Consider the following 18,468-nt stretch of genomic DNA (forward strand, 5'->3'; position numbering starts at 1 on the left):
CGCGACAAGCCGCGGCGCGCCACGCGGGGCCTTAAAGGGCGATGCGCTGCTTGAGGAACTCGACGATCTCGTCGGCGGGCACCATGGTGGCCTCGCTGTCACGGCGACCCTTGTACTCGAGCTCACCCTTGTCGAGGCTGCGATCGCCCACCACCAGTCGATGGGGCAGGCCCATCAGTTCCTGATCGGCGAAGCGCACGCCGGGACGCAGATCACGATCATCCAGCAGCACGTCGAAGCCGGCGGCGCTGAGTTCGTCGTGCAGGCGCTCGCTGGTCTCGCGCACGCGCTGGGACTTGTGGGCGTTCATCGGCACGATGGCGATATGGAAGGGGGCGATGGCGTCGGGCCAGATGATCCCGCCCTGGTCGTGGTTCTGTTCGATGGCAGAGGCCACCACGCGGGTGATGCCGATGCCGTAGCAGCCCATCCAGGGGTGAACCGCCTTGCCTTCGTCGCCCAGCACGGTGGCATTCATCGCCTCGCTGTACTTGCGACCGAGCTGGAACACGTGGCCTACCTCGATGCCGCGCTTGATCGACAGCACGCCCTTGCCGTCGGGTGATGGGTCACCCTCGACCACGTTACGCAGGTCGGCGACCTTGGGCAGGGCCACGTCGCGCTCCCAGTTGATGCCGAAGTAGTGCTTGCCGTCGACGTTGGCACCGGCGCCGAAGTCGCTCATCAGCGCCACGCTGCGATCGATGACGATCGGCATCTCAAGCCCCACCGGGCCCAGGGAGCCGGGGCCGGCGCCCACGGCGGCGCGGATCTCTTCTTCGCTGGCCATGGTCAGCGGCGTCGCCACCTCCTCGAGGTGCTCGGCCTTGACCTCGTTGAGCTCATGATCACCGCGCACCAGCAGCGCCACCAGGCCGCCCTCGTGGCCGTGCACCATCAGGGTCTTGATGGTCTTCTCGATGGGCAGGCCGTGCTGCTCGACCAGGGTGGCGATGGTCTTGGCATTGGGGGTGTCGACCAGCCTCAGCTCCTCGGTGGGCTCGGCGCGGCGGGCATCGCTGTCCAGGGGCGCAGGCAGGGCCTCGGCCTTTTCCATGTTGGCGGCGTAGTCGGACTCGGTGGAGAAGACGATATCGTCCTCGCCGGAGTCGGCCAGTACGTGGAATTCGTGGGAGCCGGTACCGCCGATGGAGCCGTTGTCGGCGATCACCGGACGGAAGTCGAGACCCAGGCGAGTGAAGATGCGCACGTAGGCGTCGTACATCTTCTGGTAGGTGTCCTTGAGCGAGGCCTCGTCCAGGTGGAAGGAGTAGGCGTCCTTCATGATGAACTCACGCGAGCGCATGACCCCGAAGCGCGGACGGATCTCGTCACGGAACTTGGTCTGGATCTGGTAGAAGTTGGCCGGCAGCTGCTTGTAGCTGGCGATCTCCTTGCGTACCAGGTCGGTGATCACCTCTTCGTGGGTCGGGCCGACGCAGTAGTCACGCTGGTGTCGATCCTTCAGGCGCAGCAGTTCCGGACCGTACTGCTCCCAGCGGCCCGACTCCTGCCACAGCTCGGCCGGCTGCACCGCCGGCATCAGCAGCTCCTGGGCGCCGGCACGGTCCATCTCTTCGCGCACGATACGCTCCACCTTGCGCAGGGTGCGAAGGCCCAGCGGCAGCCAGGTGTACAGGCCGGAGGTGAGGCGGCGAATCATGCCCGCGCGCAGCATCAGCTGGTGGCTGATGACCTCGGCGTCGGCAGGAGTTTCCTTCAGGGTACTGATCAGAAGTTCGGTGGCGCGCATGGGTCCGCAGGTTCCTTCACATCGAGTCTGGTAAGCGCTGGAGGCGAGCAGGACAGCAGGCTGTCCCGTCGATGGCCGTCGAGGGGCATCCTCGGCGACTCGCATCCGGCCATGAAAGTGACGTGCATTGTACGGGGAAGGCGTCATGCCGGCAAAAGCAACCGCCACCGTTGGTGGCGACAAGGAGCGAAGGGTGGCGAACGTGGTAGGATGCGCATGAGTTTTATCATGCTGGGCAGCGGTCGAGTCGTTGTCGGCACCGCTTTCCGTCATTTATGCCAGATTACTGCAAGAGGAAGTTGTTCATGCTGCGTCCGCCCCGTCTGCTTACCGGCCTGGTGCTTGCCACCACCCTGACCTCGCTCGTCGGCTGCGGTACCGTCTTTCATCCCGAACGCAAGGGGCAGATCAGTGGTCGCATCGACCCGGTGGTGGCGGTGGCCAACGGCGTCGGCCTGCTGTTCTTTATCGTGCCCGGGGTGATCGCCTACGCGGTGGACTTCTCCAACGGCACCATCTACCTGCCGGGCACGGGCTCCGCCAGCGTCGATTCTCTGCCCATGGGCGAGGGGCGTGATCTGGCGAGCCTCGAGCGGCTGGTCAGCGAACGTGTCGGTACCGAGGTCAAGCTGAGCGACGAGCTGGTGCGTGTCGAGCAGGTCGAGAGCCTGGATGAGGCCCTGGCCATGGTGCGCATGGCCAGTGACGAGGCGACCCACGCTGGCCGTGCCGTGCCAGCCAGTGCCTCGCCCGACAGCGTGTCGCTGGACGGCTGAGATCGATCACGCCGGGTGCGCCCACAGCACCCGGCGGTTGCTCCTGTGGTTCTTCCCTTGTCTTGTGGTTCTTCCATCGCCGCCTGAGCGGCCGCCCCCGCAGCATCCTTCCCGCAATCTCTACCGCCCCCGACTCAGCGCCTGCGCTGCAGTCTCAGCACGATCAGCCCCGCCACCAGGCCCCAGAAGGCCGAGCCGATGCCCGCCAGGGTCAATGGCGATGCGGTGATGGCGAAGGTGACCAGCACCGCGTCCAGGTTGTCGCCGTCGCTGAAGGCGGTACGTAGCGCACCGCCCAGGGTGGCCATCAGCGCAAGTCCCGCCACCACCGCGATCATGGCGCTGGGCAGGGCGTCGAACAACGACGCCACCGTCGCCCCCAGGGCGCCCAGCAGCAGATAGCCCATTCCCGCCGCAATGCCGGCGGTGTAGCGTCGCCCAGGCTCGCGGTGGGCCTCTTCGCCAAGGCAGGGGGCCGCGCTGATCGCCGCCATGTTGACGCCGTGGCCACCGAAGGGTGCCATCAGCAGCGACGCCAGGCCGGTGGCCCCCAGGCTTGCCGCCACCGGCGGCGTAAAGCCCGCGCTTCTGACCATGGCGAACCCCGGCAGGTTCTGGGTGGTCAGGGTGACCGCGAACAGCGGTATGCCGATACCCAGGCACACCACAGGATCGAAGGCCGGGGTCACCCAGGCAGGACGGGTCAGACTCACGGCAACACCCGCCAGACTCAAGTCGCCGCGGCCCAGGCACAGCGCCACCCCCGCGGCCAGGACCGTGACGATGGCCAGGCGTGGCGCCAGGCGGCGGCACAGCATCCATACACCCAGCAGAGCCAGCGGCAGGCAGGGGTCTGTCTGCACGGTGGTGAAGACTTCCAGCACGAAGGGCAACAGGATGCCGGCCAGCATGGCCGAGGCGATCGACGCCGGCACCACCGCCATGATGCGCTCGACCAGGCCGCTGGCGGCGACGGCGAGCATCAGCAGCGATGACAGCAGGAAGGCACCGACGGCCTGGTCGAAGGGCACGCCGGGCAACTGGGTCACCAGCAACGCCGCCCCGGGCGTCGACCAGGCGGTCAGCAGCGGCATGCGATAGCGCCAGGACAGCCCCAGCGATGTCACACCCATGCCGATGCCCAGGGCCCACATCCAGGAGCCGATCTGGGCCTGATCGATAGCGGCGGCCTGGGCCGCCTGGAAGATGATCGCGGCGGAACTGGCGTAGCCGATCAAGACCGCGGCGAACCCGGCGGCCAGCGTGGAGGGATGAAGGTCGTCGAGCATCTTCGGGCGATGCGTCTGGCCAGCCTTGGCGGCCAGTGAACTTGGCGAAGCTTTCATGAGACGGTCCAGAAAAAGCCAGGGAAACCGCGGAGCGGGTACATTGGAGTTTGTGCGTTATAACGTCCAAGGCTAGCAGTGGACGTTATAACGCACAAGCATGCTGAAGTGAGAGAAGTGAGAAGAGAGAAGAGAGAAGAGACGAGAGACGAGGAACAAGAGAAGAGGAACAAGAGGCAGGAGTCGTGGCGCGTAAGGTGTGGTGTGCTGACCGCAAGCGACGGCGGGCCAGGTGCGTAAACCTTGCGTATACTGGGCCGACCTTTCTGGAGGCCGCCATGCAGGATATTGCCGACCATATCGCCACCACCCTGAAGGGACTGCGCCAGGCTCAGGGCTGGAGTCTCGAGCGTGCCGCTCGCGAAACCGGCGTCAGCAAGGCCATGCTCGGCCAGATCGAGCGTGGTGAGTCGAGTCCCACCGTCGCCACGCTATGGCGCATCGCCAGCGGCTTTCGGGTCAGCTTCTCGTCGCTGTTCGGGAGCCCGACACGGGCCATGGACGGCCCCCTGGAAGAACGGCGCGTGAGCATCGACGATTCGGTATGGGGCAGGGACAGCGCCGGCATGCGAGCCAAGCTGCTGTTTCCCTACGATCCCATGCTGGGTTTCGAGATGTTCGAGATCGAGCTGGCTGAAGGCGCCGAGAGCGCTTCCAGTCCCCATGCGCCGGGGGTGGTGGAGCATCTGGTGGTGGTGGAGGGCGAGCTGGTGCTGGCCATCGACGACGACTGGCATCTGTTGAAGGCGGGGGAGGGGCTACGCTTCTTCGCCGATCGTCCCCACCTGATGCGCAATGAGGGGCCGGGGACGCTGCGCTTTCACGATGTGATCCACTATCTACCCGGTGCCGCCAGCGACGGTTCCGGTTGAAGCTCGTCCCGTCACGTCGTCAGAGTGCTTTCCGTTGCGCTCCTTGTTCCAATTGCTCCAGCGCCTCGGGTCGATAGCGCTCGAGCAGGGCCCATAGCCTTGCCGCGCTGTCGGCGTCTGGCTGGCCATCGAAGTTCGCCGGGCGAAAGTGCAATTGGAAGGCCCGCAGGGTGGCGCGACTGGCGTCATCCCACACGCCACTGGCTTCGATCCCGTAGCCCCAGGCGGCCAGCGCCCGCTGCCATTCGATCAACGCCGGTGGTTCCCGCTCGAAGCGGCTGCGGTAGTGGGCGACGCGCGGGGCCTCGGGCCAGGCGCCGATGCCGGCCTCGTGAAGCTTGCGCCAGGGAAAGGCCGGCCCCGGGTCGAGCTTGCGCAGCGGTGCCACGTCGGAGTGCGCCAGCACGTGCTCCGGGGCGATCCGGTGACGCTCGATGATATCCCGGGCCAGCGGAATCAAGGCGTTGAGCTGGTCACCGGGGTAGCTTGCCCAGCGCACCGGGCCCTCGGGGGCATCTAGCTCGCTGCCGACCCAGGGGCGATCGGGCCCCTGGTTGACGATCTCGATGCCGATGGAGGTGTCGTTGAGCCCCACGCGATTGCCCCAGCGGCTGGCGCCGGCGTGCCAGGCACGGCGGCTCTCGGGCACGAGCTGGAACACCACCGGGGTATTCTGCAGGCGTCGTGTGGGCAGCGGCACCAGGTAGTGGCTCGATACCCGGGGTCCGGTCAGGGCGCGCAGTGAGTCGGCCTGGTTCTCGTCGGTGTAGTGCAGGATCAGGAAGTGCACGCGACTATTGTGGCCCCGAGCCGGGTGGCGGTGGTCCACCACATAGCCGTCGCGCGGCTCCAGGGCGGGGCCCCGCTGGATCAGCGCCTCGGTGGCCAGGCCGCCGGCAAGGTCGCAGCCGGCAAGCCCGATCAGTGAAACAAGCAGGGTGCCTACAAGCAGCGCTGGCCTGCGTCGATCGCGGAGATGACCCGGCGGAGTCACGAAGGCCGTGGCGTCTTTCCCTGTCCACTTCGTTGTCCTCCTGGTCAGCCACCCGGTCAGCCACCTGGTCATGCACTTTGGCATCCGTTCTGTCATCCGCTTTGGCCTCCAAGCCACAGTCGCACCAGCAGGCCAAGCACCAGGGTGCTGGTGACGCTGGCCAGGGTTCCCAGCAGCACATACTCGGTCAACTTGCGGTCTCGGCTCTCCTTCAGGTCACCAAAACGCAGCACGGACTTGGCCGCCAGCAGAAAGCCGACGGCGGTGAGTTGGTCGAGCAGGGTCAGGGTCAGTACCAGCAGGCGCTCGAGGATGCCGATGCGGGCGCCGGCCCGATCCAGCGTACCGGGTGCCTTGAGTTGTCGAGCCAGGGGGGCCATGGCCAGGGCGATGGCGACCGCCATGGGCCGGGTGACCAGCAGATAGGCGAGCAGCAGGAGCAGCGAGGACGGTGTACTCAGGTGTGCAAGCATCGCTGTCAGTGGCGACAGGCTACCGACGAGCCACAGCCACACCACCACGATGGTCGCGCCGTGCAGGCCCTGGTCGAGCATGAACAGGCCAAGTTGCCGGGTGGGCCAGCGTCGCGTTGCCTCGGCCTTGGCGGCATCGATCGTCCAGTGGGCGAGCCCCAGCATCATGGCCGCCAAGGTGGCGTCGATGCCGTCGTCGATACCGGCGACAGACCGCAAGGCGCACAGCACAAGCCAGGCAAGGGCAGCATGCACCAGAGCATGCAGTGCCAGACTGGGACTGCGTATGCCGCGGGCCTGTCTATCCGCTACCCAGCGGTCCGGTTGCAGCACGAAGTCGCCAAGCAGGTGCGCCAGCAGCAGGGCCAGTAGAAGCGACAGCGACGACGATGACGCTGGTGCGAGATCCAGGACCAGAGTGTTCATGTGCGCTCCTGCGCCGCCGACGCCAGACAGGCCAGAGTATCGCTCAGCAGTGCCCAACGGGCGGTTTTCAGGCGCTTGTGGACACTGGGCTGGCGGATGCCCAGTCGGCCGGCCATCTCGGCCTGGGTCAGCTCGGGCTCGGCCAGGCTGAGGGCCACCACCTGAGCGGAGGGGCTGGACCAGGCGTCGATCATCTCGTCGAGATAGCGTATCAGCAGCGACTCGGCGGTGGTCCCGGACGGGGCGAAGCCAAGGTGAGCGCCATTGGCGGACAGACCGTCCAGGGCCTGCCCTGAGGCCATGAAGGGGGGATCATCGGCGTCGGCCAGGGGGGCGCCTGGGGCCCAGTCCGCCGGGCCCCGGGCGACGGCGACACGAGCGTCCCAGCGTTCGTGGGCTGGACTCTGGCCGATCAGGCTGGCGCGCAATGCCACCGCCGCCTCAAGGCCCCGGTCGCCCTGGCGGATGGCCAGTTGGAAGCCATCGCCACGAAAGCGGTGGAAGTCGCCGTTGTGGCGTCTGGCCAGGGCCCCGAGGGTGTCATCGAGGCAGCGGTAGAGGGCCTCGCGATCACGTTGACGAGAGGCAATCAGGTCGCCGGTGAGTACAGCGATGATGGGATCGGACATGACGCGGATGGCTCCGTGGTGAGCGCGGATAGCGCTAGAGACCTATTACGCCTATTTATAGCTCTTTTCGGCTATTTTCTCACGAAATTGCCTGATGTGGTTATTGCGGGCGACGGCTAGGTGGTGCCAACTGTCCGGTCCCCCAGCAACACCATGGTCAGCGCGCCAGTTCGCGCATCGCTTCATCCAGTCCCTCCAGCGTCATGGGATACATGCGGTCGTGGATCAGCTCGCGAATCAGCCGGGTCGAAGGAGTGTACTCCCAATAGCGTGGCGGGTTGGGGTTGAGCCAGACCAGCCGCGGGTAGCGCTCGGCCAGGCGCCTGAGCCAGACCCCGCCCGGTTCCTCGTTGAAGTGCTCCACGCTGCCGCCGGGGTGGGTGATCTCGTAGGGCGACATCGACGCATCGCCGACCACCACCACCTGATAGTCGGCACCGTAGGTGCGCATCAATTCCCAGGTCGAGAAGCGCTCCTTGTGGCGTCGGGCGTTGTTGCGCCAGACGCCCTCGTAGAGGCAGTTGTGGAAGTAGAAGTGCTCCAGGTGCTTGAACTCGGAGCGCGCCGCCGAGAACAGCTCCTCGCAGACGCGGATGTGGTCGTCCATGGACCCGCCTACGTCGAGGAACAGCAGCACCTTGACCGCGTTGTGACGCGGCGGGCGCATGCGCAGGTTGAGCAGGCCGGCGTCCCGTGCGGTATCGCGGATGGTGGCGTCGATGTCGAATTCCTCGAGCGCCCCCTGGCGGGCGAAGCGACGCAGGCGACGCAGCGCCATCTTGATGTTGCGCGGCCCCAGCGCCTGGTCGTCGTCGTAGTCGCGAAAGCGCCGCTCGTCCCAGACCTTGACCGCACGCCGATGGCGTGAGCCATCCTGGCCGATGCGTACGCCCTCGGGATTGTAGCCGTAGGCGCCGAAGGGGCTGGTGCCGCCGGTGCCGATCCACTTGCTGCCGCCGGCGTGGCGCTCCTTCTGCTCGGCCAGGCGTTGCTTGAAGGTCTCGATCAGCTTCTCGAGCCCACCCAGCGACTGGATCTGCGCCTTCTCCTCGTCGCTGAGCTGACGCTCGAATTCACGGCGTAGCCAGTCGTCCGGGATCAACGCATCGATGGCCGCATCGAGGCCTTCCACCGACCCCATCCAGGCGGCAAAGGCGCGATCGAAACGGTCGAAATGGCGCTCGTCCTTGACCATCACGGTACGCGCCAGCCGGTAGAAGTCGTCGATATCGGCGAATACTACGCCGGCCTCGACGGCGGCGTGCAGATCCAGCAGCTCGCGCAGCGAGACCGGCACCTGGTGGCGGCGCAGGGTGTCGAATAGATCGAGAAACATCAGCGACCCTGACGCCGCACCATGAAGGCGAGGCGCTCCAGCAGAGCGGTGTCCTGCTCGTTCTTGACCAGGGCGCCGGCCAGCGGCGGCAGGCTCTTGGCCGGATCACGCTGGCTCAGGGCCTCGCGGGCGACCTCGTCGGCCATCAAAAGCTTCAGCCAGTCGACCAGTTCCGAGGTCGACGGGCGCTTCTTGAGCCCCGGCGCCTCGCGCAGCTCGAAGAACACCTCCAGCGCCTGGCTGACCAGTCGCGGCGCGATATCCGGGAAGTGCACAGCGACGATGCGCTCCATGGTGGCGCGGTCGGGAAACTCGATGTAGTGGAAAAAGCAGCGGCGCAGGAAGGCGTCGGGCAGCTCCTTCTCGTTGTTGGAGGTGATCACCACGATGGGCCGGTGACGGGCGCGAATGGTCTCTCCGGTCTCGTAGACGAAGAACTCCATGCGATCGAGTTCCTGCAGCAGGTCGTTGGGGAACTCGATGTCGGCCTTGTCGATCTCGTCGATCAACAGCACCACCCGTTCGTCGGCGGTGAAGGCTTCCCACAGCTTGCCCGGACGCAGGTAGTTGGCGACGTTGTCGACGCCTTCCACGCCAAGCTGGGAGTCGCGCAGGCGGCTGACCGCGTCGTACTCGTAGAGCCCCTGGGCGGCCTTGGTGGTGGACTTGATGTGCCAGGTGACCAGCCGGGTGCCGAGCGAGGCGGCGAGCTCCTCGGCCAGCAAGGTCTTGCCGGTGCCCGGCTCACCCTTGATCAACAGCGGGCGCTTCAGCGTTACCGCGGCATTGACGGCCTGCTTGAGGGCATCCGTGGCGACGTAGGTGGAAGTCGAGTCAAACGCCATGGGCGAGGATCCTGAATAACGAAGTGGCAACGAAGTGATTTCAAACGAGTGTACGGTAGCCCCGTGGGCGGAACAATCCTCGGCGTCAGTGCTGGGCGTCGTCGTCTCGATATAGGCGAATCAGCGTTGCCGGGTCCTTTTCACCCTCGCCGCGGGCGAGCCGGCTGCGCATCAGCTGGGCGGCCAGGGCCGCCATGGGCGTGGCGCTGGACTGACGATGGCCCTGGGCGGTGGCCATGTCGACGTCCTTGAGCAGGGTGCGTAGGTGCCAGCTCGGCGCCTCGAAGTCGCGACTGGCCATGCGCGGGGTCAGCATGCGAAAGGGCGTCGAGTCGGCGAAGCCACCGGCCAGGGCGTCTGGCAGCCGACTGGCGTCGACCCCGCTGGCCTCGGCCAGCGCCACCATCTCGGCGATGGCTGCGGTGGTGCAGCCGACCAGTAGCTGATTGCACAGCTTGGTGACCTGGCCCGAGCCCACCGGGCCCATGTGGGTGATGCGTGAGGCCAGCGGGGCGAGGACCTCTCGGGCCGCCTCCACGTCCGCCGCTTCGCCACCACACATGATCGCCAGGCTGCCTGCCTCGGCGCCGGCCACGCCGCCGGAGACCGGCGCATCTACCCAGCTGACGCCCGCCTCACTGGCGGCCTGGGCCAGCTCCCGAGTGGCGGCGGGGTCGGCGCTGGTCATGTCGATGATGCGCTGCCCCGGTCGCGCCCGGGCGATGACGCCGTCGCTGCCGAGCATCACCTCGCGCAGCACCTCGGTATTGGCCACGCAGCTCAGGATCACGTCCACCTCCGCGGTCAGCTCGGCGACGCTGTCGGCCACCCGAGCACCGGTGTCGGCGGCCACCGCCTCGGCCTTGGCCCGGGTGCGGTTATACAGTGTCAACGGATGCCCGGCCTCGGCCAGCCGGCGGCTGAGTGGATCGCCCATCAGGCCGATACCGATAAAGCCGAGGCGAGGCAGCGCAGATGATGTGGTCGAGCGGGGAAGCGGCATGACGAACTCCTGTGCAGGGGCGGGTGGTCGTGACACCCCGGTTGGCCAGTGCCAGGGGGCGTGAGTGGGGGGAAGCGTCTAGCATGCGTCAGTCGGTCGTGCTCCCTCAACTGATAGTGTGGACGCGCCCGGACGCGCGACCTAGTCTGGGGATTCACCCCATGCCCCCATCGGGGCGTCTGGCGTGTTCCTTTATTCGATACTCCACCTCTATCTCTATCCAGGCCAAGACCGCGATGCTCGAGTACTCCCTGGCCCACTGGGTCACGTTTCTGTCGGCGGCGCTGCTGCTCAACCTTTCCCCGGGGCCGGACATGGCCTTTGTGCTGGGGCAGACCGCGCGTCACGGCCGCCGTGGCGGTTTTGCCGCCATGTTCGGGGTGTGGACCGGGGCGGGGCTTCACGTTGTCATGGCGGCGCTGGGTCTGTCGGCGATCCTCGCCACCTCGGCGCTGGCCTTCAGTCTGGTGAAGTGGCTGGGTGCCGCCTATCTGGTGTGGCTGGGGCTCAAGTCGCTGCTGGCGCGGGGGACAGAGGACGACGCCGCAGCGCCTGTCGTGCCTGCCAGCGGCACCCGCATCTACCGCCAGGGCATCCTTATCTCGCTGCTCAACCCCAAGGTTGCCATCTTCTTTCTGGCCTTCCTGCCCCAGTTCGTGGTGGCCGGGGCGGGGCCGGTCAGCGTGCAGCTGGCGCTGCACGGGCTGGCCATCATCCTGGTGGCGGCCGTGGTCGAGCCTCCGCTGGTGATCGCCGGGGCCAGGCTGGCCAAGGCCCTGCGCGGCAGTCGCAGGCTTGGGCTATGGTGTGAACGAGGGCTGGGCGCCTTGTTCGTGGGATTGGGCGCGAGGCTTGCCCTGACCGAGCGTAACCTCTAGCCGGGAACCGGGAGGCGACACCATGCGCCTGAGAATACTGTCCGACCTGCACCTGGAACACTTCGACGGAGATCGTGAGCTACCGGAGATCGAGGCCGACGCGGTCATCCTTGCCGGGGACATCCACCTTGGGCTCAAGGGGCTCGAGTGGGCGGCCAGGCGCTTTGCGGATCAGCCGGTGATCTACGTGCCGGGCAATCACGAATTCTACGAGCACCGCATGGGCGCCCTGCGCCGGGAGATGGCCACACGGGCCGAGGCGCTCGGCATTCACCTGCTCGACAATGCCAGTCTGGAATTCGGCGGCGTGCGCTTTCTGGGCACGACACTGTGGACCGACTTCGCGCTCTACGATGAGCGTCCCGACCCGCCGGACATTCCCACCGAGACGCTGTCCGCGGCACTGCGACAGATGCCCGACTTCGCGGTCATCGAAGAACCCGAAGGTGAGGTCTTCTCGCCGGAACGCAGCGTCGAGCTGCACCGCGAGAACCGGGCCTGGCTGGAGACCGAGCTCGCCAGGCCGTTTGACGGTGCCACGGTGGTGGTCAGCCACCACGCCCCCCTGGCCGAGTGCATTCCCGCCCACTATCAGGGCGACCCGCTGTCGCCGGCCTTCGCCTCGAGCCTCGGGGCGTTGATGGAGGGCGTGGCGCTGTGGGTCCACGGCCATGTCCACGACCCGGTGATGCTGACGGTGGGGGACACCCGCGTGGTGGCCGTGCCCGGCGGCTATCCCGGCGAGCGCCCGGAGGATGACCTGCGCCTGGATCGTGTGGTCGAGGTCGAGAGCATGGCGTCGGAATCCCGGCAGGCCTGAACTAGCCGCCCTGGAGCTGTTCCTTGAGCTTGTTGGGCAGCTTCTTGATGATCAGCCGGTCGCGCTCTTCGTCGTACTCGATGCTGTTGCCGAGCAGATGGGAGTCGAAGCTGATCGAGACGCCCTCGGCGCGGCCGGTGAAGCGGCGGAACTGGTTCAGGGTGCGCTTGTCCGGCGGAATCTCCGGCGACAGCCCGTAGTCGGCGTTGCGGATGTGCTCGTAGAAGGCCCGCGGCTTGTCGTCGTCCACCAGCGCGGACAGCTCGTCCAGGGTCATGGCCTCACCACGGCTGGCCTGATCCTGGGCGTAGTCGATCAGCGCGTCGGTCTTCTCGCGGGAGGTCTCCTCGGCCATGTCCTCGCGCTCCACGTAGTCGCTGAACGCCTTGAGCAGGGTGCGGGTCTCGCTCTTCGGGTCGACCCCTTCGCTGGCGCCGAGCAGCGCCTGCAGGTCGTCCGCCAGCTTGCGCGCACCACGGTCGGCCAGCAGTGACAGGTACTGGCTCGACGGGCCGCCTTCCTGCCATTGGGTCAGGTTGAGGCGAAAGGCCAGCGACATCTGGCTGTGGTTGACCTGACCGGTAATGGCGACGCGGCCGTCGTCACCGATGACGAAGCCGTCACGATGGTGCACCAGCGCCAGAAACAGGTGACGGGTTTCGCCCTGGCGCTGGTCGGCGAGGATCAGGTGCCCACCGGTGGGCAGGTGGTCGTCGACCAGTGTCTTGATCGCTTCACCCAGAGACGCCGCGAGCGTCTGCAGGTCGCGTTCGTCCTGAAGGTAGGCCTTGAACTCGGCCGGGAAGCGGCTGGACGTGGCGACCAGGCCGGTGGATTCAGCCGCGGCGTCGTCCCAGGGCGGGGTATCATCAGCCGGGGGCTCGTCAGCCGGGGTCTCGTCAACAGGGGCATCGCTGGCGCCCACAGCGTCCTGCTCTACCTCGCTCACCGCGACAGTATGCTCATTGAGCCGTCCCCAGCGCTTGGCCTTGCCGTGGTAGGCATCGGTCAGGCGGGTGACCAGGCTGTCCAGGGCGTCACTGTCGGGATGCAGTTCGCTTGCGGGCACAAGGGTCGCCGGACTGTCGCTGGCGCTCTTGTCGAGGCGCTGGATGACACAGGCGGATATCGGCATGGGGACCTCGTGGGAAGGGGCGGCGGCAGATGATAACGCAAGCGACAGGGTGGGTCGAAAGGGTCCCCTTGTTCAGGGCTTGAGTCGATAGCCGCTTCTGAATATGGCGTGGATCACCACCAGGGCCACGGCCATGAACAACAGGATCATGCCCAGGCTGATCCACACGCTGACGTCACCGAGCCCGTAGAAGCTGTAGCGAAAGCCCGACACCAGATAGACCACCGGATTGAACAGGGTCACCGTCTGCCATAGCGGTGGCAGCATGTCGATGGAGTAGAAGGTGCCGCCGAGGAAGGTCAGCGGGGTGATCACCAGCAGTGGCACCAGCTGGAGCTTCTCGAAGCCGTCGGCCCAGATACCGATGATGAAGCCGAGCAGGCTGAAGGTCAGGGCGGTGAGCACCAGAAACAGCAGCATCATCAGTGGATGCTCGATGGTAAAGGGCACAAACAGGCTGGCGGTACCCAGCACGATAAGCCCCAGGACGATCGACTTGGTGGCAGCGGCGCCGACAAAGCCCAGCACGATCTCCAGCGGCGAGATCGGCGCCGACAGGATTTCGTAGACGGAGCCGGAGAAGCGCGGAAAGAAGATCCCGAAAGAGGCGTTGGAGACGCTCTGGGTCAGCAGCATCAGCATGATCAAGCCAGGCACGATAAAGGCCCCGTAGGGAATGCCCTCGACCTCACTGATGCGTGACCCGATGGCCGAGCCGAACACCACGAAGTACAGCGAGGTCGACAGCACCGGAGAGACCACGCTCTGCAGGATGGTGCGCAGGCTGCGGGCCATTTCGGCCCGATACAGCGTCTTGACCGAGGTGAGGTTCATGTCCGTTCCTTGACCAGATTGACGAAGATCTCTTCCAGCGAGCTCTGACGGGTGTGCAGGTCCTTGAAGGTGATGCCGGCGGCGTCGACCTCGCCCAGCAGGTCGGCGATGGCGCCTTCGCCGTCGTCGGCACCATCGTAGCGATAGACCAGGGCGTGGCCGTCATCGGCCAGGGTCAGGCTGCGGTGGGCGAGCGCCTCGGGCAACTGGGAGAGCGGTTCGCGCAGGTGCAGGGTCAGCTCCTTGCGCCCCAGGCTCGCCATTAGTGTCTGCTTGTCTTCGACCAGCACCAGTTCGCCTGCGCGAATCACGCCGATGCGCTCGGCCATTTCCTCGGCTTCTTCGATGTAGTGGGTGGTGAGGATGATGGTGACGCCGCTCTGCCTGAGTCCACGTACCACCTCCCACATGTCGCGCCTCAGTTCGACGTCGACCCCGGCGGTGGGTTCGTCGAGAAACAGCACCTGGGGCTCGTGGGCCAGCGCCTTGGCGATCAGTACTCGTCGTTTCATGCCGCCGGACAGGGTGATCAGGCGATTCTTGCGTTTCTCCCACAGGCTCAGCTGGCGCAGTACCTTCTCGATATGCGCCGGGTCCTTCGGCTTGCCGAACAGGCCGCGGCTGAAGGAGACGGTATCCCAGACGGTGGAGAAAGCCTCGCTGGTCAACTCCTGGGGCACCAGCCCGATGCGCGAGCGGGCGGCGCGGAAGTCGTCGAGGATGTCATGGCCATCGACCAGCACACGCCCGGACGACGGATTGACCAGGCCGCAGATGACACTGATGAGGGTGGTCTTGCCGGCGCCGTTGGGTCCGAGCAGGGCGAAGATCTCGCCGCGACGAATCTCCAGATCGATGCCTTTGAGCGCCTCGAAACCGCCGTTGTAGACCTTGGTCAGTCCCTTGACGTCGATGATCGGGGCGCTCATGTCTGGGCCCCTTCGGCGGCAGGTACAGGCCGCCCGGGTGCGACCCGGGCGGATAGAGATGCTGAGGGATGCGGGCGAGGCATGGAGACGTCCTTATCGATTGACCCCGCCCATCCTAGCGCGACCGCTCTGATCTGCACACAGTCGGGCGCCGTACCGGCGCGTCTCAGTCGCGTGGGGTGACGTTGGTCATCCGCGGCAGCACGTCGGGACTGTGGCGGCTGACGCGATGGAGCACCGCCATTACCACATGGCCGAGGGCGAGGGCGAACAGGGCCCAGCCCAGCCAGCCATGGAGCAGGTTGGCAGGGGCCTCCATCCAGGCGATCTCGTCTCCTTCGAAGCCGGCCATCAGTTCGATGCCGAAAGGCGAGAAGGCGCGGCCGGAGCCGTACTGGCGAAGGAGCGCGATGGAGGGGATGAGAATCAGCAGTCCATAGAGCGCGACATGGCCAAGGTGCGACGCCAGGTTGACCCGTGCCGGGCGACGCCGCTGGTTGATCAGCGCCCAGCTCACGCGTAGCAGCATCAGTACCAGAATCGTCAATCCCACGGGCTTGTGGCTGCCCCACAGCAGTTCATCCAGCCAGGAGTCCTCGAACAGGAACCTGGCGCTGGCGGTAACGAGCTGCCACAGCACCAGCGCGGCGATGGCCCAATGGAAGAAACGGCTGATGCTGCCGTAACGGTCGGGAGTGTCGGTGATCGGCATAGGGGGGTCCTCATCATCGGGTAACAGATAGCGTCGCGGTTCATTGGTTCTTGTTTTTTTGCCTAGGCTAACCCAGCCCAGCGGACCAGGCGGGTGAATTCTCCCAAGAGACTGTGCAAGAACCGGCAGTCACGCGTGGAACACGGTGTTCGACGATGTGCGTTGGACAGACTCGTGTAAGGAAGGCCGCCGTAGCGCTACTCAAGGATTCCCAATTCGACGGCGTCTTCGGCAAGAGGATCGATCCATGGCTCGAGTGTCCCCCCTGACGTATAAAAAAAATGTGGCTGAAACAATGGCAAGCAGAGCAATCGCAAGCGGTGCTATGGCAAGCAGTGCATTGGCAAGTCAGCCAATGGCGAGCAGGGCAGTGGCGCTGGCGCAGTCGCCCTGGCGTTCGCTGGTGCTGCTGGGACTCGGCCTGGCGCTGATGGTCGCGGTAGCACCCCGAGCGTCGGCGCAGGCACCCGAGCAGGTGACGCCGAGTGTGTCCCAGAACATCATGCAGCAGAAGTGGGTGTCCGATGACTCGAACCTGATTTCGACCATGGTGCTGGTGACCCTGGACCCGGGCGCCAGCCTGCCGCCTCATCGCCATGCCGGGCCGGCCTACGTCAAGGTGGCCACCGGCGAGGTGATCTCGCAGCTCGACGGCGGGGAAGAAGAGCGCTTTGGTGCCGGAGACGAATGGCGAGAGCCCGAGGGCGTGCGCCATGTGAAGCTGGTCAATGCCAGCGACGACACACCGGCGGAACTGATCGTGGTGATGATCCACACCCGTGGCGAACCCCTGACCCGGGTGGAATGACCCTGTCAGGGGCGCTCTGATAGACCCGTTCTGATAGCCCCGCTCGGATCGTGCCCTGCGGATTATTCGACACGCCGACACGACAACGCCGCGATCTCTCGCGGCGTTGTCGTTGCTACTCTGGCAAGCCTGAGGCTCGGTTGAAAGCTCGCCAGGCGCAGGCGCCTTTCTGGCAAGCCTAGCCGCGGCTGGTGACTTCCAGCAGATGATAACCAAACTGGGTCTTCACCGGGCCCTGCACCTTGTTGAGGTCGGCGGAGAAGACGACCTCGTCGAACTCACGCACCATCTGGCCGGGGCCGAAGCTACCCAGGTCTCCGCCCTGGCGGCCGGACGGGCAGGAGGAGTGCTCGCGGGCAACCTCGGCGAAATCACGACCGTTCTCGATCTCGGTCTTGAGGGTTTGGCACTTTTCTTCGCTGTCGACGAGGATGTGGCGGGCGGTGGCCTGGACCATGGAATACTCCTGAAAAATGGTAACTGTTGCAGGTGGCGATCGGCGAGCTTAGCACGCCGAGACGCAGCGGGCATCATGGCGCAAACGGCATAATCTTGCAGTCTGGGCTAGGCTGAACGGCGGTGTATCCATGCCCCTTTCGACGACCTCGCACAGGAATGATGCCATGACCGCTATCTACACGACCGATCCCGCCCGCCTGGCAGGACTGCTGGCCCGCCATTGGTGGGTGCTCGCGCTGCGTGGCGTAGCCGCCATCGTGTTCGGCCTGCTGGCGTGGTTTCAGCCGGGCGCGACCATAGCGGTACTGATCCTGCTGTTCGGGGGCTACGCCATCGTCGATGGGGTGCTGGGTATCGTCACCGCCCTGGCCGGACGGCGCCACAATGACCACTGGTTGTGGCTGCTGCTGTGGGGGCTCTCGAGTGTCGCGATCGGTATCGTGACCTTCGTTGCACCCGGGGTCACCGCCATGGTGCTGCTGATGTTCATCGCCATCTGGGCGATCATCACCGGTGTCGCCCAGATCGTGACCGCCATACGCCTGCGCCGCGAGATGCGAGGAGAGTGGCTGCTGGGTCTCGCCGGCGCGGCCTCGATATTGTTTGGCGTTGTGCTGATTGCCACCCCGGGAGCGGGCGCACTGGCGATGCTCTGGTTGATCGCGCTCTATGCGATACTGTTTGGCGCCTTGCTGCTGTGGCTGTCATTTCGGGTGCGGTCGCTGGGCAGGACAGCCGTCGATTCTGAGACGGATCAGGCCGGGAAGAGCGTGTGAGTGTTGTGCTGGCACTGTCCGTGTCGCTACCACGCAGGCCAGTGGCGAGATCAGACGAGGGTCGGGACCTGCAGCATGGGCGGTCGAATGTCAGAATGTCGATGGGCCAGAGAGACGGTGCCAGCATGATGGAAGCAGTGAGACGAAGGATGTTCGAGGGCGAGCGAATTCTGGTCAGCGCCTGCCTGCTCGGGGATCCGGTGCGATATGACGCCGGGCACAAGTGGCTCGGCGACGAGCGTTTGGCCCAATGGCGTGACCAGGGACGGCTGGTGCCGGTGTGCCCCGAGGTGGCGGGAGGCCTGCCCACACCGCGGCCCGCGGCGGAGATCGCAGGAGGCAGCGGCGCTCAGGTGCTGGCAGGCGAACTCAGGATCGTCGACATCGACGGCGGTGATCCCACCGAGGCCTTTGTGGCGGGCGCCAGGCGAGCGCTCGCGACCGCCAGGCGCTACCACTGCCGGTTGGCGCTGTTGACCGACGCCAGTCCGTCCTGTGGCAGCACCCAGGTGTACGATGGCCGCTTCAGTGGCAGCAGGATCGCCGGTGAAGGCGTGACCGCCGCGCTGTTGCGCGATGCCGGCATCGAGGTCTTCGCCCCGCATCAGCTAAAGGAATTGGCTCGCCGTCTGGTCGAGCTGGATACCGACCGGCGGCGTTGAAC

20 protein-coding genes are annotated in these 18,468 nt (G+C 66.0%); 7 read left to right on the forward strand and 13 right to left on the reverse strand.

Annotated elements, in window-relative coordinates:
• Nucleotides 1–31: 31 nt before the first annotated feature.
• Entirely contained in the window at nucleotides 32–1,753 is a 1,722-nt protein-coding gene (locus tag C9F12_RS01400) for a proline--tRNA ligase (protein WP_108447716.1), read from the reverse strand.
• A 305-nt stretch (nucleotides 1,754–2,058) separates the two neighbouring features.
• Between C9F12_RS01400 and C9F12_RS01405 the strand changes: the two genes are divergently transcribed.
• Nucleotides 2,059–2,529, forward strand: a complete 471-nt coding sequence (locus C9F12_RS01405) for a hypothetical protein (RefSeq protein WP_240184125.1) — start codon at nucleotides 2,059–2,061, stop codon at nucleotides 2,527–2,529.
• Between the two features lie 134 nt (nucleotides 2,530–2,663).
• Here the strand turns inward: C9F12_RS01405 and C9F12_RS01410 are convergent, their stop codons facing one another.
• Nucleotides 2,664–3,875: a benzoate/H(+) symporter BenE family transporter gene (locus C9F12_RS01410; protein WP_240184126.1), complete on the reverse strand. Its 1,212-nt coding sequence runs from the start codon at nucleotides 3,873–3,875 to the stop codon at nucleotides 2,664–2,666.
• A 278-nt stretch (nucleotides 3,876–4,153) separates the two neighbouring features.
• On the opposite strand from C9F12_RS01410, the gene C9F12_RS01415 reads away from it, so the two are divergent.
• Complete coding sequence (locus C9F12_RS01415; RefSeq protein ID WP_045994260.1) at nucleotides 4,154–4,747, forward strand: helix-turn-helix domain-containing protein; 594 nt, start codon at nucleotides 4,154–4,156, stop codon at nucleotides 4,745–4,747.
• Between the two features lie 19 nt (nucleotides 4,748–4,766).
• Here C9F12_RS01415 and C9F12_RS01420 read toward each other — a convergent pair whose 3' ends face one another.
• From C9F12_RS01420 to C9F12_RS01445, 6 genes are all read right to left on the reverse strand, one after another.
• A complete protein-coding gene (locus C9F12_RS01420) occupies nucleotides 4,767–5,813 on the reverse strand; it encodes an N-acetylmuramoyl-L-alanine amidase (RefSeq protein WP_108447717.1) in 1,047 nt (348 codons plus the stop codon).
• A gap of 20 nt (nucleotides 5,814–5,833) precedes the next feature.
• Nucleotides 5,834–6,640: a DUF3307 domain-containing protein gene (locus C9F12_RS01425; RefSeq protein WP_108447718.1), complete on the reverse strand. Its 807-nt coding sequence runs from the start codon at nucleotides 6,638–6,640 to the stop codon at nucleotides 5,834–5,836.
• Entirely contained in the window at nucleotides 6,637–7,269 is a 633-nt protein-coding gene (locus C9F12_RS01430; protein WP_108447719.1) for a hypothetical protein, read from the reverse strand. The genes C9F12_RS01425 and C9F12_RS01430 overlap by 4 nt, the downstream gene beginning before the upstream one ends.
• Before the next feature lie 157 nt (nucleotides 7,270–7,426).
• Entirely contained in the window at nucleotides 7,427–8,605 is a 1,179-nt protein-coding gene (locus tag C9F12_RS01435; protein ID WP_108447720.1) for a VWA domain-containing protein, read from the reverse strand.
• Nucleotides 8,605–9,450, reverse strand: coding sequence for a MoxR family ATPase (locus C9F12_RS01440; RefSeq protein ID WP_108132724.1), 846 nt, complete (start codon nucleotides 9,448–9,450; stop codon nucleotides 8,605–8,607). Before C9F12_RS01440 ends, C9F12_RS01435 begins: the two co-directional genes overlap by 1 nt.
• An 85-nt stretch (nucleotides 9,451–9,535) precedes the next feature.
• On the reverse strand, nucleotides 9,536–10,453 hold the full coding sequence (locus C9F12_RS01445; protein WP_108447721.1) for an NAD(P)-dependent oxidoreductase: 918 nt from the start codon (nucleotides 10,451–10,453) through the stop codon (nucleotides 9,536–9,538).
• Between the two features lie 161 nt (nucleotides 10,454–10,614).
• On the opposite strand from C9F12_RS01445, the gene C9F12_RS01450 reads away from it, so the two are divergent.
• Both C9F12_RS01450 and C9F12_RS01455 read left to right on the forward strand, forming a co-directional pair.
• On the forward strand, nucleotides 10,615–11,331 hold the full coding sequence (locus C9F12_RS01450) for a LysE family translocator (RefSeq protein WP_345840252.1): 717 nt from the start codon (nucleotides 10,615–10,617) through the stop codon (nucleotides 11,329–11,331).
• 22 nt (nucleotides 11,332–11,353) lie between these two features.
• On the forward strand, nucleotides 11,354–12,151 hold the full coding sequence (locus C9F12_RS01455; RefSeq protein ID WP_108447723.1) for a metallophosphoesterase: 798 nt from the start codon (nucleotides 11,354–11,356) through the stop codon (nucleotides 12,149–12,151).
• A gap of 1 nt (nucleotide 12,152) precedes the next feature.
• Here the strand turns inward: C9F12_RS01455 and C9F12_RS01460 are convergent, their stop codons facing one another.
• From C9F12_RS01460 to C9F12_RS01475, 4 genes are all read right to left on the reverse strand, one after another.
• A complete protein-coding gene (locus tag C9F12_RS01460; protein WP_108447724.1) occupies nucleotides 12,153–13,286 on the reverse strand; it encodes a nucleoid-associated protein in 1,134 nt (377 codons plus the stop codon).
• Nucleotides 13,287–13,358: 72 nt separating this feature from the next.
• Complete coding sequence (locus C9F12_RS01465; RefSeq protein WP_108132729.1) at nucleotides 13,359–14,120, reverse strand: ABC transporter permease; 762 nt, start codon at nucleotides 14,118–14,120, stop codon at nucleotides 13,359–13,361.
• Entirely contained in the window at nucleotides 14,117–15,049 is a 933-nt protein-coding gene (locus C9F12_RS01470) for an ABC transporter ATP-binding protein (protein ID WP_108132730.1), read from the reverse strand. The genes C9F12_RS01465 and C9F12_RS01470 overlap by 4 nt, the downstream gene beginning before the upstream one ends.
• A 166-nt stretch (nucleotides 15,050–15,215) precedes the next feature.
• The gene (locus tag C9F12_RS01475; RefSeq protein WP_108447725.1) at nucleotides 15,216–15,761 is read right to left on the reverse strand and encodes a cytochrome b; all 546 of its coding nucleotides are present in this window, start codon (nucleotides 15,759–15,761) and stop codon (nucleotides 15,216–15,218) included.
• 355 nt (nucleotides 15,762–16,116) lie between these two features.
• Here C9F12_RS01475 and C9F12_RS01480 point away from each other — a divergent pair, with 355 nt between their 5' ends.
• Nucleotides 16,117–16,569, forward strand: coding sequence for a cupin domain-containing protein (locus C9F12_RS01480; RefSeq protein ID WP_108447726.1), 453 nt, complete (start codon nucleotides 16,117–16,119; stop codon nucleotides 16,567–16,569).
• Nucleotides 16,570–16,747: 178 nt separating this feature from the next.
• Here C9F12_RS01480 and C9F12_RS01485 read toward each other — a convergent pair whose 3' ends face one another.
• Nucleotides 16,748–17,026: a peptidylprolyl isomerase gene (locus C9F12_RS01485; protein ID WP_045994272.1), complete on the reverse strand. Its 279-nt coding sequence runs from the start codon at nucleotides 17,024–17,026 to the stop codon at nucleotides 16,748–16,750.
• A 166-nt stretch (nucleotides 17,027–17,192) separates the two neighbouring features.
• On the opposite strand from C9F12_RS01485, the gene C9F12_RS01490 reads away from it, so the two are divergent.
• Entirely contained in the window at nucleotides 17,193–17,804 is a 612-nt protein-coding gene (locus C9F12_RS01490) for an HdeD family acid-resistance protein (RefSeq protein WP_108447727.1), read from the forward strand.
• Between the two features lie 125 nt (nucleotides 17,805–17,929).
• On the forward strand, nucleotides 17,930–18,466 hold the full coding sequence (locus C9F12_RS01495; RefSeq protein WP_240184127.1) for a DUF523 domain-containing protein: 537 nt from the start codon (nucleotides 17,930–17,932) through the stop codon (nucleotides 18,464–18,466).
• Nucleotides 18,467–18,468 lie beyond the last annotated feature (2 nt).

The sequence above is a fragment of the Halomonas sp. BN3-1 genome (assembly GCF_003056325.1).
GTDB classification, from domain to species: domain Bacteria; phylum Pseudomonadota; class Gammaproteobacteria; order Pseudomonadales; family Halomonadaceae; genus Halomonas; species Halomonas litopenaei.

What these genes read in the sequence shown, in the direction of transcription:
- C9F12_RS01455 (WP_108447723.1), top strand. Translation starts at nt 11,354, where the DNA reads ATGCGCCTGAGAATACTGTCCGACCTGCACCTGGAACACTTCGACGGA.
- C9F12_RS01440 (WP_108132724.1), bottom strand. Translation starts at nt 9,450, where the DNA reads ATGGCGTTTGACTCGACTTCCACCTACGTCGCCACGGATGCCCTCAAG.
- C9F12_RS01410 (WP_240184126.1), bottom strand. Translation starts at nt 3,875, where the DNA reads ATGAAAGCTTCGCCAAGTTCACTGGCCGCCAAGGCTGGCCAGACGCAT.
- C9F12_RS01415 (WP_045994260.1), top strand. Translation starts at nt 4,154, where the DNA reads ATGCAGGATATTGCCGACCATATCGCCACCACCCTGAAGGGACTGCGC.
- C9F12_RS01425 (WP_108447718.1), bottom strand. Translation starts at nt 6,640, where the DNA reads ATGAACACTCTGGTCCTGGATCTCGCACCAGCGTCATCGTCGTCGCTG.
- C9F12_RS01450 (WP_345840252.1), top strand. Translation starts at nt 10,615, where the DNA reads ATGCCCCCATCGGGGCGTCTGGCGTGTTCCTTTATTCGATACTCCACC.
- C9F12_RS01400 (WP_108447716.1), bottom strand. Translation starts at nt 1,753, where the DNA reads ATGCGCGCCACCGAACTTCTGATCAGTACCCTGAAGGAAACTCCTGCC.
- C9F12_RS01460 (WP_108447724.1), bottom strand. Translation starts at nt 13,286, where the DNA reads ATGCCGATATCCGCCTGTGTCATCCAGCGCCTCGACAAGAGCGCCAGC.
- C9F12_RS01465 (WP_108132729.1), bottom strand. Translation starts at nt 14,120, where the DNA reads ATGAACCTCACCTCGGTCAAGACGCTGTATCGGGCCGAAATGGCCCGC.
- C9F12_RS01435 (WP_108447720.1), bottom strand. Translation starts at nt 8,605, where the DNA reads ATGTTTCTCGATCTATTCGACACCCTGCGCCGCCACCAGGTGCCGGTC.
- C9F12_RS01420 (WP_108447717.1), bottom strand. Translation starts at nt 5,813, where the DNA reads ATGACCAGGTGGCTGACCGGGTGGCTGACCAGGAGGACAACGAAGTGG.
- C9F12_RS01495 (WP_240184127.1), top strand. Translation starts at nt 17,930, where the DNA reads ATGATGGAAGCAGTGAGACGAAGGATGTTCGAGGGCGAGCGAATTCTG.
- C9F12_RS01430 (WP_108447719.1), bottom strand. Translation starts at nt 7,269, where the DNA reads ATGTCCGATCCCATCATCGCTGTACTCACCGGCGACCTGATTGCCTCT.
- C9F12_RS01485 (WP_045994272.1), bottom strand. Translation starts at nt 17,026, where the DNA reads ATGGTCCAGGCCACCGCCCGCCACATCCTCGTCGACAGCGAAGAAAAG.
- C9F12_RS01480 (WP_108447726.1), top strand. Translation starts at nt 16,117, where the DNA reads ATGGCGAGCAGGGCAGTGGCGCTGGCGCAGTCGCCCTGGCGTTCGCTG.
- C9F12_RS01405 (WP_240184125.1), top strand. Translation starts at nt 2,059, where the DNA reads ATGCTGCGTCCGCCCCGTCTGCTTACCGGCCTGGTGCTTGCCACCACC.
- C9F12_RS01475 (WP_108447725.1), bottom strand. Translation starts at nt 15,761, where the DNA reads ATGCCGATCACCGACACTCCCGACCGTTACGGCAGCATCAGCCGTTTC.
- C9F12_RS01470 (WP_108132730.1), bottom strand. Translation starts at nt 15,049, where the DNA reads ATGAGCGCCCCGATCATCGACGTCAAGGGACTGACCAAGGTCTACAAC.
- C9F12_RS01490 (WP_108447727.1), top strand. Translation starts at nt 17,193, where the DNA reads ATGACCGCTATCTACACGACCGATCCCGCCCGCCTGGCAGGACTGCTG.
- C9F12_RS01445 (WP_108447721.1), bottom strand. Translation starts at nt 10,453, where the DNA reads ATGCCGCTTCCCCGCTCGACCACATCATCTGCGCTGCCTCGCCTCGGC.